General features: G+C 50.4%; 13 protein-coding genes. 6 read left to right on the plus strand and 7 right to left on the minus strand.

The window, feature by feature from the left end; all coding sequences use genetic code 11:
• Positions 1 to 48 precede the first annotated feature (48 nt).
• The 4 genes from pssA to H7A02_09525 all read right to left on the minus strand — a co-directional run bounded on the left by pssA (position 49) and on the right by H7A02_09525 (position 4389).
• Complete coding sequence (gene pssA / locus H7A02_09510; GenBank protein MCP5172490.1) at positions 49 to 837, minus strand: CDP-diacylglycerol--serine O-phosphatidyltransferase; 789 nt, start codon at positions 835 to 837, stop codon at positions 49 to 51.
• A 235-nt stretch (positions 838 to 1072) separates the two neighbouring features.
• Complete coding sequence (gene ilvC, locus H7A02_09515; protein ID MCP5172491.1) at positions 1073 to 2089, minus strand: ketol-acid reductoisomerase; 1017 nt, start codon at positions 2087 to 2089, stop codon at positions 1073 to 1075.
• Positions 2090 to 2128: 39 nt separating this feature from the next.
• On the minus strand, positions 2129 to 2620 hold the full coding sequence (gene ilvN / locus H7A02_09520; protein ID MCP5172492.1) for an acetolactate synthase small subunit: 492 nt from the start codon (positions 2618 to 2620) through the stop codon (positions 2129 to 2131).
• The gene (locus H7A02_09525; GenBank protein MCP5172493.1) at positions 2620 to 4389 is read right to left on the minus strand and encodes an acetolactate synthase 3 large subunit; all 1770 of its coding nucleotides are present in this window, start codon (positions 4387 to 4389) and stop codon (positions 2620 to 2622) included. Before H7A02_09525 ends, ilvN begins: the two co-directional genes overlap by 1 nt.
• Positions 4390 to 4777: 388 nt before the next feature.
• Between H7A02_09525 and H7A02_09530 the strand changes: the two genes are divergently transcribed.
• Positions 4778 to 5272 carry a DUF4124 domain-containing protein gene (locus H7A02_09530; GenBank protein MCP5172494.1) on the plus strand — a complete coding sequence of 165 codons (495 nt, stop codon included), beginning with the start codon at positions 4778 to 4780 and terminating at the stop codon, positions 5270 to 5272.
• 238 nt (positions 5273 to 5510) lie between these two features.
• The gene (locus H7A02_09535) at positions 5511 to 5897 is read left to right on the plus strand and encodes a hypothetical protein (protein MCP5172495.1); all 387 of its coding nucleotides are present in this window, start codon (positions 5511 to 5513) and stop codon (positions 5895 to 5897) included.
• A 52-nt stretch (positions 5898 to 5949) separates the two neighbouring features.
• On the opposite strand, the gene clpB is transcribed toward H7A02_09535, so the two are convergent.
• The 3 genes from clpB to rluD all read right to left on the minus strand — a co-directional run bounded on the left by clpB (position 5950) and on the right by rluD (position 10502).
• Positions 5950 to 8586: an ATP-dependent chaperone ClpB gene (gene clpB / locus H7A02_09540; GenBank protein MCP5172496.1), complete on the minus strand. Its 2637-nt coding sequence runs from the start codon at positions 8584 to 8586 to the stop codon at positions 5950 to 5952.
• 173 nt (positions 8587 to 8759) lie between these two features.
• Entirely contained in the window at positions 8760 to 9506 is a 747-nt protein-coding gene (gene pgeF / locus H7A02_09545; GenBank protein ID MCP5172497.1) for a peptidoglycan editing factor PgeF, read from the minus strand.
• A 30-nt stretch (positions 9507 to 9536) separates the two neighbouring features.
• A complete protein-coding gene (rluD, locus tag H7A02_09550; protein MCP5172498.1) occupies positions 9537 to 10502 on the minus strand; it encodes a 23S rRNA pseudouridine(1911/1915/1917) synthase RluD in 966 nt (321 codons plus the stop codon).
• Between the two features lie 117 nt (positions 10503 to 10619).
• On the opposite strand from rluD, the gene H7A02_09555 reads away from it, so the two are divergent.
• From H7A02_09555 to H7A02_09570, 4 genes are read left to right on the plus strand one after another with little or no spacing between them, the layout of a single operon-like run.
• Positions 10620 to 11603, plus strand: a complete 984-nt coding sequence (locus tag H7A02_09555) for an outer membrane protein assembly factor BamD (GenBank protein ID MCP5172499.1) — start codon at positions 10620 to 10622, stop codon at positions 11601 to 11603.
• A 50-nt stretch (positions 11604 to 11653) separates the two neighbouring features.
• Positions 11654 to 12514, plus strand: a complete 861-nt coding sequence (gene nadE / locus H7A02_09560; protein ID MCP5172500.1) for an ammonia-dependent NAD(+) synthetase — start codon at positions 11654 to 11656, stop codon at positions 12512 to 12514.
• Positions 12515 to 12560: 46 nt separating this feature from the next.
• Positions 12561 to 14198 carry a hypothetical protein gene (locus tag H7A02_09565; GenBank protein MCP5172501.1) on the plus strand — a complete coding sequence of 546 codons (1638 nt, stop codon included), beginning with the start codon at positions 12561 to 12563 and terminating at the stop codon, positions 14196 to 14198.
• Positions 14195 to 15556, plus strand: coding sequence for a sigma-54-dependent Fis family transcriptional regulator (locus tag H7A02_09570; protein ID MCP5172502.1), 1362 nt, complete (start codon positions 14195 to 14197; stop codon positions 15554 to 15556). Before H7A02_09565 ends, H7A02_09570 begins: the two co-directional genes overlap by 4 nt.
• Positions 15557 to 15660 lie beyond the last annotated feature (104 nt).

Here is a 15660-nt window from a genome sequence, read left to right on the forward strand (position 1 = left end):
GTGCACTTGCCTCGCCTTCAGAAGGGTAAACCTCTGGCGCATAGACCATCAAGAAGCCGAGGGCTTACGCCGCATCTTTTTCCAGAGGGATATTGCGGGGGCAGATAAAGCATACACCGCAGCCATAGCCAGCAATACCTTTGGCGGATTAATCGTGACGACAACCAGAACCATAGCTACAGCAAAAATCACCACAAAGGGAACCTTGCTTTTAAGATCAACCTCTTTAAAGCTGTAATAACGAAAGTTCGACACCATTAACAGCCCCGCAACTGCTGTCACCAGCGCCGCCAACAATGCCATACTCTGAGAAGCATCTGCATCGTAACCAGCCCAGACCATTGCCGCTACCACTGCCGCAGCCGTCGGACTGGAGAGTCCAATAAAATAACGTTTGGAAACGGTATCAATCTGGGTATTAAATCGTGCCAGCCGCAGCGCAGCGCAGGAAGCATAAATAAATGCCGCCGCCCAACCAATTCGCCCAACCTCATTCAATATCCAGCTGAAACAGACAACCGCAGGCGCTATACCGAAAGAGACCATATCAGAAAGACTGTCATATTCCACACCGAAATCAGTGGAAGTGTCTGTCATACGGGCTACGCGCCCATCCAGACCATCAAAAATCATGGCAATAAAAATGGCAATCGCAGCCGCTTCAAACTTACCGTCCATTCCTGCCAGAATCGCGTAAAAACCACCAAACATGGCACCCGTAGTCAGCAGGTTTGGCAGCAAATAGATGCCCCGTCGCTTCTCCCGTGGGCGCTGCACCGCGCCGGAAGTCTCACCGGATTTATCGGGCGTTGATTCTGTCTGTTGCTGATCGCTCATATCCACCTCCAGCCTGGGTGGGCGTATTATGAACCCACTCGTTGGGGAGTTAAACCCGCCAACAGACATATAAATGAAGTGTATCAATCGTCCCGAAAAGACGGCATGTGTTAACGACTGCTTTTATGTTATCGGCGTCGAAACCGGGATAGCCAATTAATCTATGAAGAAAAAACAAAAAGCCCACCTCAATGAGGCGGGCTTTTCTCAAATTCTGCTCGAACGAGGCAGGATTTTAGTTCTTATCTTTGTTAACCAGCTGATTAGCCGTAATCCAAGGCATCATACTGCGCAGCTTCTCACCAACCTGTTCAATACCATGTGCGGCGTTATTACGGCGGTAGGCTGTCATTGATGGGTAGTTGAGAGCACCTTCAGAGATGAACATTTTGGCATATTCACCATTCTGAATATCTTTCAGTGCCTGGCGCATGGCGGCACGAGACTCATCATTGATCACTTTCGGACCTGTTACATATTCACCGTATTCCGCATTATTCGAAATAGAATAGTTCATGTTGGCAATACCACCTTCATACATCAGATCAACGATCAGCTTCAGCTCATGCAAACACTCGAAGTAAGCCATTTCCGGTGCATAACCGGCTTCCACCAGGGTTTCATAACCCGCCTTGACCAGCTCGACACAACCACCACAAAGAACGGCCTGCTCACCAAACAGATCGGTTTCCGTTTCGTCTTTGAAGCTGGTTTCAAGAATGCCAGTACGGCCGCCACCAACACCTGACGCATACGACAACGCCAGCTCTTTCGCTGTGCCAGAAGCATTTTGATAGATTGCAATCAGATCCGGAATACCGCCACCTTTAACAAACTCATTGCGGACGGTATGGCCTGGCGCTTTAGGGGCAATCATGATCACATCAAGATCGGCACGAGGAACAATCTGGTTGTAATGAATGGCAAAACCATGGGCAAACGCCAGGGTTGCGCCTTGCTTGATGTTAGGTTCAATCTCGTCGCGATATAACTGGGACTGGAATTCATCGGGCGTCAATACCATAACAAGATCCGCCCCGGCAACAGCTTCAGGTACACTTTTAACTGTCAGTCCATGCGCCTCAGCTTTGGCAATTGACGAAGAACCTGCACGCAGGCCAACGGTTACATCCACCCCTGAATCTTTCAGGTTGCAGGCATGAGCATGGCCTTGGGAACCATAGCCCAAAACGGCAACTTTTTTGCTCTGAATAATTGAAAGATCACAATCTTTGTCATAGTACGCTTGCATTATTTTCACCTATAAAAATGTAATTCAATAAAATTTTTGTTAAACCCGCAGCGATTTCTCGCCACGCGAAATTCCCGAAACACCCGACCGAACCACCTCAAGAATACCGCTCTCACCCAAAGCCTGCAGGAAAGCATCATTCTTCTGACCATCACCAACCAGTTGAATGGTGTACACAGAGGTGCCTACATCCACAATCTGGGCACGAAAAATATCCACACAACGCACAATTTCATTGCGCTGCTCACCTACTGCTTTCACTTTTACGAGCATCAATTCGCGCTCGATATGAGCTCCTTCTGTCAGATCTATTACCTTGACCACATCAATAATCTTGTGCAGGTGTTTGGTAATTTGCTCTATAACCTTGTCGTCCCCATGTGTAGTCAGGGTTAACCGGGAAAGGGTTTGATCTTCAGTTGGAGCCACACTCAAAGAGTCGATATTGTAACCTCTTTGGGCGAACAACCCTACTACTCGCGCCAATGCACCGGGTTCATTTTCCAGTAATACAGAAATGATTCGTCTCATCAGGTACGCTCCGTCTTGCTCAGCCACATATCTCGCATCGACCCGTTAGGTGCTACCTGCATGGGGTAGACATGCTCCGAGCGATCCACGTAAATATCCATAAACACTGTCCGATCTTTCAAGCTGAAACATTCTTCAAGCCTGGCCTCAAGCTCATCGTAGGCGGTCACTTTCATGCCGACATGACCGTAAGCTTCCGCCAGCTTTACAAAGTCCGGTAACGAATCTTCATAGAGACTCTCGGCGTAGCGGCTGCTGTACTGCATATCCTGCCACTGGCGAACCATTCCCAACGCCTGGTTGTTCAGGTTGATGATTTTGATCGGCAAACCGTACTGGGTGCAGGTCGACAGCTCCTGAATACACATCTGGATACTGCCTTCACCCGTCACGCAAACGACATCAGATTCTCGATAAGCCATTTTCACCCCCATCGCTGCCGGCAAACCAAAGCCCATGGTTCCCAGGCCGCCAGAATTAATCCAGCGGCGCGGCTTGTTAAATGGGTAGTACTGGGCTACGAACATCTGATGCTGTCCCACATCCGAAGTAACAAATGCGTCGCCCCCGGTAACCTTATGCAAGGCCTTGATCACATCCTGCGGCTTTATAACGTTGCCATGGCTTGGCTCGTAACGAGGCTTGGTATAGAGACCATGGCGGTCACGCCACTCGTTGATCTGCTTCCACCAGTCAGTAATTGCCTTTTCATCCGGGCGTTTCTTCGTCTCATCCAGTAAGTCGAGCATTTCCTGCAAAATCAAATCACAGGGCCCGACAATGGGAATATCAGCGGCGATCGTTTTCGAAATTGAAGTTGGATCAATATCAATATGAATGATCTTTGCCTGCGGACAAAACTTGTCCGGCGTATTGGTCACCCGGTCATCAAAGCGTGCGCCAACAGCGAAAATAAGATCTGAATGGTGCATGGCCGTATTCGACTCAAAGGTACCGTGCATACCGAGCATACCAATAAACTGCTTATCTCCGGCAGGGTACGAGCCTAAACCCATCAATGTATTCGTGACAGGAAAGTTCAGCTTTTGCGCTAGTTCTGTTAGCTGATTCGAGGCATTGCCGATAACAACACCACCACCGGCATAGATAACGGGCCGCTTGGCTGCGAGTAATTCCTTGAGAGCCCGTTTGATCTGCCCGGAATGCCCTTTCATAGTCGGCTGATAGGAGCGCATTTTGATTTTCCGCGGAAACTCATAGGGCACTTTATGATTGGGGTCCGTCACATCCTTGGGGATATCAATCACCACCGGACCAGGCCTGCCGGTACCCGCAATATAGAATGATTTGGCAATAATTTCGGCCAGATCCTCAGCCCGCTTGGCCTGAAAACTGTGTTTTACAATAGGCCGTGAAGCGCCCAGCATATCCGTTTCCTGAAAGGCGTCATCTCCAACCTTGTCGCTTGTTACCTGCCCGGAAACAATCACCAGCGGTATAGAATCCATATAGGCTGTAGCGATACCGGTGATGGCGTTAGTTGCGCCAGGACCAGAGGTTACCAGAACAGCGCCCACCTCACCGGTTGCACGCGCATAGGCATCAGCAGCATGAACTGCCGCCTGTTCGTGGCGGACAAGAATGTGTTTGATTCCCGCCTGACGGAACAGCGCATCGTAAATATGCAGCACCGTTCCTCCGGGATACCCCCAAAGGTATTTTACCCCTGCGTCCTGCAACGCACGGATGACAATCTCTCCACCGGAAAGTCTTTCTTCAGAATCCTGGGTCACCGATTTAATCCTCATAATTCCACACAAAGCAAAGCGGGCTTCGCCAGAAAGCGAAACCACATTACAGGACATCACAGGATCACCTCAAAGGGTGTGCTATTGAGCAGAGCGGTCGAACGTTTGTTATTCGACACATCCAGGTTCTGGGTTAAAACCTGTTCCGGATGACCAGTAAGTGCTGTTTACACTTAACCTGGCAACTGAGTCTGAAATTCTCAGTACTCAGCATTGGGTACAAAACCCGCAGAAGTGGAAGACTCTAGCAGTTTTAGCCATCAAGTCAAGACATAATCGGCGATAACCCCGTATACAGGTAATGATTTTGCTGCCTGCAACACACTACAAAAAGTAAATTATCCGTTATTATTACAAGCACTATACGAATCGAAATGGCAAACAGAACATGAACAGGGATACAAAATCGAAACATTCGGACAAATCTGCCCTTACGGTATTACTCACAGTGGCACTGCTGATAACGGGGAGCTCATCCGCTTATTCAGCCATCTACAAATGGCAGGATGAAAATGGCGGGTGGCATTTCTCGGAAGTGCCGCCCGACAACAAACAGGCACAAAAAGTTGACGTGAGAGTAACACCGCCCTCCGGTAACGAGAGCGACCATCAGGGCGAAACTGAAACACTTGTTGACCAGTCCACACGGGAAAGCTCCCCGGAGGAAGACAAGCCATTGGCAAAGTCGAAAGAAGTTGCTGCGGAAGACAGAGCACGGAGAAAAAAGAATTGTCAGATCGCCAGAGAGAATCTGGCCAACCTGCAACGCGGCCGGATCCGCTTTCTGGACGAAAAAAGTGGTGAAGAGCGCTATCTGAGTGAAGAAGAACGCTTACAGCGCATAAAAGATAACAAAAAAATCGAAGCCGAGAACTGCCACTAACACTGAGACGCACCACTGCATGAGAACCAGTCGACGCAGTGGTGCTCTATCAATACCCCAACAAACCCTCTAACTGATCTCAAAAAAACATATCACCTTCGAGCGATATTTTATTATTGACCCCGTTCACAATATCGGCACACCTGTCCGGTTATGTTTAACCCTTATTGATTCGCCGTCTGCCGTCACTGCAGTACTTCGCACAGCAGGCCGTTGCAAAAAAGTGCAGGGGATAAACATGAAGACCAATCATCGCTTACTGTTAAAACATGGTTTATCAGGAACATGCCTGGGACTGTTATTACTCATCGGAAGTGGCTCCAATGCGGAAGATCTGGGCATCAAGAACCTGGCCAGCACAATCGACAGCTGGCGTATCAGCTCGAAAGCTGACAGACCCGGATGGTTTGCACAAATCAGCATCCGCCCTGCCAGCTTTGTTCGTGCCAGCACGGTACGGCGCGATCAGCCACAACGAGCGGAGTTTGCAGACAATAGACCTTTCAGGATAAACCTGAACAACGACCCGGAAGCTGGTTGGCAGATCATGCCGTATACAGACGATGGTATCGGCGCCACGGAGCGGGATGATAGCTACGGGCTATCATTTACCCGCCAGTGGTAAACTGGGCATCAAAGCCCTACCGAAAGCCTGATAGTAAAAACAAGCCCCATCATCAATTGCGTGCAAACTGTACTTCACCGTCAACCAGCCTTGTGTGGATAGTATCACCGGGTTCAAATTTGCCTGCCAATACTTCCTGAGCCAGCGGGTTTTCCAGCAACTGCTGAACAGCACGCTTCAAAGGGCGGGCACCATAGACCGGGTCAAAACCCGCCTCGCATATCTTGTCTACTACATCGACATCAATATCCAGTACCAGGTCGCGCTCAGTCAAACGTTTTGCCAGCAAGCCCAGTTGAATATCAGCAATACCCCTGATCTGTTGTTGCCCCAGGGGGTGGAACACAACGCTCTCATCAATTCGGTTAATAAACTCAGGTCTGAAATGTTGTGCAACCACAGACATCACCACCTCTTTCATGGCCTGATAGCGGTTTTCATTCTGAATGGAATCATCCGCAGCCTCGCTGCCATCAAAACTGATGGAGTCGTAACTGCGATCCTCTACCAGCTCCTGAATACGGTCAGAACCGAGATTGGAGGTCATCACCACCACTGTATTGCGAAAATCGACAGTGCGCCCCTGGCCATCGGTCAAGCGACCATCATCGAGCACCTGCAACAGAATATTGAATACATCGGGGTGTGCCTTTTCAACCTCATCCAGCAACAATACGGAATAGGGACGACGGCGCACAGCTTCGGTCAGATAGCCCCCCTCTTCATAGCCCACATAGCCGGGGGGGGCACCCACCAGCCGGGCCACCGAGTGCTTCTCCATAAACTCGGACATATCAATCCGCACCATGGCATCTTCGCTGTCGAACAGGAATTCAGCCAGCGCCTTGCAAAGTTCGGTTTTACCAACACCGGTTGGCCCGAGAAACAGAAATGAACCATTTGGCCGGTTGGGATCAGAGAGCCCCGCCCGGGAGCGACGCACCGCGTTAGACACAGCAACAACTGCTTCGTGCTGACCAATAACCCGTTTATGCAACATGTCTTCCATGTGCAGTAACTTCTCGCGCTCACCTTCCAGCATTTTGGAAACCGGAATCCCGGTCCACTTGGAAACGATTTCAGCGATTTCTTCCTCGGTTACTTTGTTGCGCAGCAGCTGTGTCTCGCTGGTTCCCAGTTCTTCGGCCGCAGCCAACTGCCTTTCCAACTCGGGAATGGTGCCATATTGCAACTCGGACATTTTCTCCAGATTGGATGAACGCCTGGCTGCATCCATCTCGAGTTTGGCTTGCTCCAGATCACTTTTGATCTGGGTGGAACCCTGCATAGCTGCTTTCTCGGCCTTCCAGATTTCTTCCAGATCAGCGTACTCTTTTTCGACAGAAGCAATGCTTTGTTCAATTTTTTCCAAGCGTTTTTTGGAAGCTTCATCATCATCTTTCTTGATCGCTTCACGTTCAATTTTCAGTTGAATCAGACGCCGTTCCAGCTTGTCCATTTGCTCCGGCTTGGAGTCAATTTCCATACGAATGCGGCTGGCAGCTTCGTCAATCAGGTCAATCGCCTTATCCGGCAATTGTCGATCAGTAATGTAACGCTGGGAGAGCCGTGCAGCAGCCACAATTGCCGAATCAGTGATATCAACACCATGGTGGACTTCATAGCGCTCTTTCAAGCCACGCAGAATGGCAATGGTATCTTCCTCTGAGGGCTCGTCTACCAGCACTTTCTGGAAGCGCCGCTCAAGCGCTGCATCTTTTTCAATATACTGCCGATATTCGTTAAGCGTGGTCGCACCGACACAATGCAATTCACCTCGCGCCAACGCGGGTTTAAGCATATTGCCGGCATCCATGGCACCTTCTGCCTTACCGGCACCCACCATGGTATGCAGCTCATCAATAAACAGAATGATACGACCCTCCTGCTTACTCAACTCGTTGAGAACGGCTTTCAAGCGCTCTTCAAAATCGCCACGAAACTTTGCCCCGGCCAATAGCGCACCCAAATCGAGGGAAAGTACCCGTTTATCTTTCAGACCCTCAGGCACTTCGCCATTGATAATGCGCTGTGCCATTCCTTCCAGAATAGCAGTCTTACCCACTCCCGGTTCACCAATCAGAACCGGGTTATTTTTAGTCCGGCGCTGCAACACTTGAATGGTGCGGCGAATTTCATCATCACGACCAATTACCGGGTCCAGTTTGCCCTGCTCTGCGCGCTCAGTCAGGTCAATGGTGTATTTTTCCAATGCTTGACGGCTGCCTTCTGCCTCTGGATCTGTCACTTTTTCTCCTCCTCGCACCTGTTCAACCACTTTCTGCAGACGAGCTTTGTCGCCATGCTTTCGAAGTGTTTTCCCCACGTCGCCACTATCATCAAGCATGGCCAGCAGCAGGGATTCACTGGAAATATACTGATCACCCTGCTGTTGTGCCTGCTTGTCAGCCAGATTAAACAGGCGGCCCAGATTTTGGGACAAGTTCACTTCGCCCGTGGGCGATTGCACAACAGGTAACAGTTGTATCTGATGTTGCAAATCCTGCTGCAATCCGGCCATATTAAACCCGGCCTGCTCAAGCATAGGCCGCACTGAGCCACCCTCCTGATTAAGCATTGCCGCCAGCAGATGTGTCGGCTCAATAGCATTGTGGTCACGCCCAACAGCCATCGACTGTGCATCGGCCATGGCGCTTTGTAAATGACTGGTTAATCGATCAAATCTCATATCAACCTCATGATGTATCTTTAACGTTTATGTCGCGGTCTGATAACCATGAGATTGGGATGAAACCAGCGGTTTTCAAGCCGCAGAATGAAGGCGCTTCAAATAGCATTCAATGAATTGATGTACATCAAGCAACTGTTACACCGCTGCCAGAATCAAGGCTTGAGCCTGCATCACTCCACCCATATAAGGCTGGCGATGCGGCCTGTTTCGCCATCCCTGCGAAAAGAGAAGAAATGTTCACTGTCACTGTAGGTGCAATAGTTACCACCATAAACCAGCCGAACGCCAGCTGCCTTCAAGGCCAGCCTGGCCAAGGCGTACAAATCAGCCAGCCAGTGCTGGGGACCCTTCTGCTGAAAACAGTTGATGATCTCTTGCCTGCTTTCCCAGTTACCGGCTTGCTCAGTGAAAGCCCTAACCACATCAACACCCACTTCGAAGTTTGACTGGCTAATAGCCGGACCAAGATACGCCAACAGCTTGGCAGAGCTAAACCGCTGAACACCTTCACTGACAATACCTGCAGCCAGCCCACGCCAGCCTGCATGCAATGCTGCAACCTCGGAGCCTTCCTGATTGCACAACAGAATGGGCAGACAATCGGCAGTTTGCACCAGGCATATCTGATTCGGATGCTGACTGTAGCTACCATCTGCATCCCGCACAACGCCATCGTTTTGCGCAGGAACAATCCGTATACCATGGGTTTGATTTAACCATTGCGGTTCAGCGGGAAGCGCAAGCCTTTCAGACAACAGCCGTCGATTTCTCTGTACACACGCCTCACTATCACCCACATGTGTTGCCAGATTAAAGCTGTAATAAGGGCACTCACTGACACCACCGATCCGGGTTGTAATGACGGCCTGAACGGAAGGGGGGGCAGGCCAGTCGGGAAATATAATGTTCGTACTCATGATCTCACCACCGTTGTCGACAGTTTATGCTTATGCCAAATTCTCCCGCTGCAATACTGACAGTAACGTTTCAAAATCGGCAGGCAGCGGTGCTTGCCAGCACATATAATCTTCTGTATCCGGGTGTATCAGTCCCAGCTCGGCAGCATGCAATGCCTGCCGGGGGAATCCTCGCAACATTTCCACCAGCGATTCGCTGGCAGCTTTGGGTATTTTCAACCGGCCGGCATACACAGAATCACCGACAAGTGGATAACCGATATGCGCCATATGCACGCGAATCTGGTGTGTGCGCCCGGTTTCCAGTTTCACTCTGATATGACTGAAATCCCGATACCGCTGCATCACACGGTAATGTGTGATCGCCGGTTTCCCCCCCTTGCCCACTACCGCCATTTTAGTGCGCGCTTTGGGGTGACGACCGATATCAGCCTCCACTGTGCCTCCACCGGTCATGACACCGTAGCAAACGGCCTGATATTCCCGGCTGACGGTGCGTGCCTGCAGCTGTTTAATCAACGAGTGGTGGGCAGCAAGGGTCTTGGCAACCACCATCAAGCCTGTGGTGTCCTTATCCAGCCGATGAACAATACCTGCACGAGGCACATTTTCAAGTTGCGGATGATGACTTAACAAGCCATTCAGCAGAGTTCCCTGCCGATTTCCTGCCGCAGGATGAACCACCAGCCCTGCCGGTTTGTTAATTACCAGCAAGGTATCGTCTTCATAGGTAATATCCAGAGCCAGCGGTTCAGGGTTCCATTCTCCTTCGGCTGCCAGCTCCGCATTCAGCGTTAACAGCTCGCCCCCAAACAGTTTCTCTTTCGATTTCTTTCGCTCACCGTTTACACGCAAGTCACCCTGTTTTATCCACTGCTGGATTCTTGAACGGGAGTATTCGGGGAATAATTGTGCGGCAATCTGGTCCAGTCGACTTCCGGCCAACGCCTCGGAAACCGTCATTTCCGCTTCTATAGTTTGTATATCGCCGCTCATGGAGTTTTGCTTCGTTCTATTGCTGTGGTTAAATAGCGATTCTTACAGGCATTGCGCCCATCGACAACAGTTCTTTTTATACAGACGCTCTATCACGAAAGAAGGTCAAATCAACAAATGCGATTTATTACCGTTTTGCTGTTAAGCACGTCATTGTTCATGACCGGCTGCTCCTGGCTGGGTTTTGGTGATGGAGAAGAAAAAACTCCTGAGACAGAAGGCTACACTGAAAAAGACTTTTACAACGTCATCCAGAAAAACCTCAGCGCCCGCAACTGGAGTGACGCCGTTCAAAATCTTGAAGCGCTGGAAGCGCAATTCCCGTTCGGGGATTACGCAGACCAGGCTCAACTGGAGCTGATCTACGTCCACTATAAGTTATCCGATCATGAAGCTGCCATTGCCGCTGCCGACCGTTTTATTCGGCTCCACCCGCAACACCCTAATGTGGACTATGCTTATTACCTGAAGGGGCTGTCTCACTACGCACAAGATAAGGGCTTTTTTAGCCAGCTACTGCCAACGGATGATACCAAGCGAGACCCCGGCGCAGCGCGCAGCTCTTTTGCAGCATTCAGCGAACTACTGGCGAAATACCCGGAGAGTCCCTACGCGCCAGATGCCCGCAAGCGCATGGTCCATCTGCGTAACTGGCTGGCACGCCAGGAAATTCATGTCGCCAATTATTACTTTGTTCGCGGCTCCTACCTCGCTGCGGCCAACAGGGGCCGTTATGTGGTTGAGAATTTCCAAATGACACCGGCTGTTCCTGATGGCCTGGCAGTTATGGCCCAAGCCTACTATTTACTGGGCCTAAAAGACCTGTCAAGCGATGCGGCTCAAACCCTTGCAAGCAATTATCCCGACCACCCCGCACTGGATAAAAACGGTAATTTCCAATATCGCACAGACGTTAGCGGTGAACAGCGCACCTGGCTGAACAAAGTGACGTTCGGCTTTTATGACAGTACTGAACCACCGGGGTACGACAGCCGCCACATTTATAACAGCGCCTTCCAGGGAACAGAAGACACCAGCGAGAAAAACAATCCAAACAAGAAATCCTGGTTCCACTGGATGACCTTCGGGCTATTCAATTAATGGGACCGACACCAATTTAAACTTTTGTTATTGGGCAAACTGAAAAGACTATGAAACACGCGGACGCCAGACAGGCTGACATCATCAGGGAAATGCGGGTATTACCAACCATAGATCCGGCATTCGAAGCCCGTCGCAGAACCGACTTCATCAAGCAGACGCTTCTGAATTCAGGGAGCCATTCTTTGGTTCTGGGTATCAGCGGAGGTATCGATTCCTGTACCTGTGGCCGACTCGCCCAACTGGCAGTCAACGAACTCAACCATGAGCAGAAAACAGAAGCCTACCGTTTTGTGGCCGTTCGCCTGCCTTACTCTGTGCAAGCCGATGAAGATGATGCTCAGGCCTCTCTGAATTTCATTCAACCCGGCATCCATACCGTCGTCAATGTGCAACCCGGAACTGACGGTATTCATTCCGAAGCCCTCAAAGCGCTCGAAAACGTCAATCTGCTACCCGATGCTCATTATGCGATCGATTACGCCAAGGGCAATGTCAAGGCGCGCGCCAGAATGGTGGCACAATACGAAATTGCTGGCCTATTAGGTGGGCTGGTACTGGGCACTGATCACTCAGCGGAAAACATTACGGGCTTCTTTACCAAGTGGGGGGATGGGGCTTGTGACCTCGCACCGCTATTTGGCCTGAGCAAACGTCAGGTACGTCGGCTGGCCGCATATCTTGGTGCACCGGAAACGATTATCAACAAAACGCCAACAGCTGATCTGGAGTGCCATTCACCCCAGAAACCCGACGAAGATGCATTGGGAGTCAGTTATGATCAGCTGGACGATTTTCTCGAAGGGAAGCCGGTAGCGGACGATGTTGCCAAAAAAATCATCAACATCTATTTAAGGACCCAGCACAAACGCTTACCCATACCCACTATTTATGATCAAAGCTCGCTATAACCAGAGCCCTGCGACACCGGCCGCGGAAACCCGTGCAGGCTGCTAAATGCAGGCTTCCTCTCACTCATCACTGATTGCCCCACCTCCTGACAACCTGTTACGGGTATACGCCAGCTATCGGGTCATACTTTCAGCACTGCTGTTTGGAATCTACAGCCTTGGCTGGGCAAAAGACATGCTGGGAACAGTCAGTCCGCAACTGTACGCAATCACATCTCTCAGCTACCTGATTGTAACAAGCCTGTTTCTACTGCTGTTCAAAATTCTGGATTATCGAGCCAATACACCGACATTATTTTTGACGCTGCTCATCGATATTACTGCAATCACCCTGATTACCCACGCCAGCGGCGGGCTGGCAAGCGGCCTGTCTCTGCTTTTGCTGGTAGTAGTCGCGGCTGGCAGCATTTTTGTAAAAGGTCAGTTGGCGCTATTGATTGCAGCAATGGCAAGCCTGGTGGTCTTAACAGTCAATATTGCTCCAGTGTTTCGTTTCGACCAGACATCAAGCCAATTACTGCAAGCCGGGCTACTGGGCATATTGCTGTTTATCACCGCACTGATTTTCCAGATTCTGACCAAGCGCGCTCAACAGGCTCAATCTATAGCAGAGATACAAACCTCTCAGGCCGAACAGCTACAACAGCTCAATGAAAATATCATCAAACGGATGAACACCGGTATCATTGTGGTTTCCGCCGATGACCGAATCCGTCTAATAAACGGTGCAGCCATTCAGCTCCTGGGCGGACAAAAACTTGGTCGCCCGCTCAACAGGGGACAGACCATCCGCATAATAAAACCCCTGTTCGATCAGCTGCAGCGCTGGCGTGCTTATCCGTGGCTGAGAACCCCAACGTTTCAGGTAGATGGCTCCCCCGCTGATATACAAGCAAACTTTACCTCGCTGGAAGGCACTACCAGCCAGGATCAGCAGACACTGATTTTTCTGGAAGACTCCAGAGTGCTAGCCCAACATGCGCAGCAGCTCAAACTCTCCTCACTGGGCCGTTTAACAGGCAGTATCGCACATGAAATTCGCAACCCGTTGGGTGCCATCAGTCACGCCTCTCAATTATTGCAGGAGAGCGACACCGAACAAAAACATCAGAAGCTGGTGGATATTATTCATCGACACAGCTCTCGCGTGAACCAGATTGTGGAAAATGTGATGCAGCTCTCTCAGCAGAAACCACCGGAGCTGCAAAAAATCTCCCTTGGCCCGTGGTTAAAGGGCTTTCGGGAAGACTATCTTGAAAATCACCATATGGCTGGCAATATTGAGATTTTAACGCCGGGTCAGGAGGTTCTGATCTCGTTCGACCTCTCTCACCTGAATCAAATCCTGAATAACCTGGTCGACAACGGGCTACGTTTCAGTGAGAAAGAAACCGGTATCCGTCAGGTTCAGTTTGCCATCCGCATCAATGAAGACTCCGACCTGCCCTATCTGGATGTGGTCGATCAGGGCCCTGGCGTACAGGATAGCGACCTGGATCACCTGTTCGAGCCTTTTTTCACTACCCGCCATGAAGGCTCGGGACTCGGGTTATACCTCGCCCGCGAACTCTGCAGGGTAAACTACGCCACACTGAGTTACCATAACGCTCCTGAAGGGGGCGCCATATTCAGAATAGAGTTTCCACATCCCGACCGCTTGCTACCCAGAGTAGATAGAGAATGAGTAAAACAGCACTTGTCATTGATGACGAACCGGACATTCGAGAACTGCTCAGTATGACACTTGAGCAAATGGGCTTAAGCGTCACTACTTCAGCGGGTATTAACAAAGCAAAAAAGCAGCTTGCGGCCAACCGTTTTGACCTCTGCCTCACAGACATGAAACTGCCCGATGGCGACGGCCTGGAGCTGGTGGAACATATCCAGCTTCACTGCCCCGAAATGCCTGTTGCCGTCATCACTGCACACGGCAATATGGAGATCGCGGTTGATGCACTCAAGAAAGGCGCCTTTGATTTTGTCTCAAAGCCCCTTGAGCTCATGCGTCTGCGCAACATGGTACAAACCGCACTGGATTTATCCAAGGAGCAGGAGCTCCTGGCGTGTACAAACGAGAGCACAGGCCTGATTGGAAACTCTCAGGCCATGCAGGATCTACAGAGAAAAATTCAGCGAGTAGCCCGCAGCCAGGCACCTATCTTTATCAATGGCGAATCCGGCAGTGGCAAGGAGCTAGTAGCCAGATCAATTCACTATCTTGGCCCCAGAAGCAACGGCCCTTTTGTACCGGTTAACTGTGGCGCCATTCCTTCCGAATTAATGGAAAGTGAGTTTTTCGGCCACAAAAAAGGTAGTTTTACCGGTGCACACCAGGAAAAACAGGGGCTGTTCCAGGCCGCTAATGGCGGCACGTTGTTCCTTGACGAGGTTGCAGATCTGCCACTCGCCATGCAAGTCAAGCTCTTGAGAGCCATTCAGGAGCAATCCGTTCGACCCGTTGGTTCAGAAGAAGAGATTCCGGTGGATATTCGCCTACTCAGCGCCACCCACAAAAACCTGCATGATGAAGTGACCAGCAACCGGTTCCGTCAGGATTTGTTCTACAGAATCAATGTCATCGAGTTACCCGTTCCGCCGTTGCGGGAACGCCCGGACGATATCGAACTGCTGGTCAAGCACCTCCTCCAGAACCTTTGTTCGGAGACAGGAGAGAAAGCCCCGAACATCCACAAAACAGCCATAAATGCGCTTAAATCCTACCATTTCCCTGGGAACGTCAGAGAACTGGAAAATATTCTTGAGCGGGCTTTCACGCTCTGTGATGGAGAAGAAATTACTGCAGAAGACCTCTTGCTTGATAACAATCGTGCCACCAAAGAGTCATTAACGGGCTTTACCTCACCAAACCTCGCTGACCCGGAAGGTATTGAAAACATTGATGACTACCTCGCTGAAATAGAACGCAGCATTATTGAAAAAGCACTGGAAAGCACCCGCTGGAATCGCACTGCCGCCGCCGAAAAATTGGGGTTGAGCTTTCGGCAAATGCGCTACAAACTGAAAAAACTGGGCATGGACTGACACTGTTCGCCAATTTTCTCCAGCGCGAACACACAACAGGCAATCACTCCAATTCTTTGCTACATTAGCTATCAGTGATCAATGGAAGATCACTAAAATTCAGC

The organism is Pseudomonadales bacterium (genome assembly GCA_024234435.1).
GTDB lineage: Bacteria > Pseudomonadota > Gammaproteobacteria > Pseudomonadales > Porticoccaceae > JACKOF01.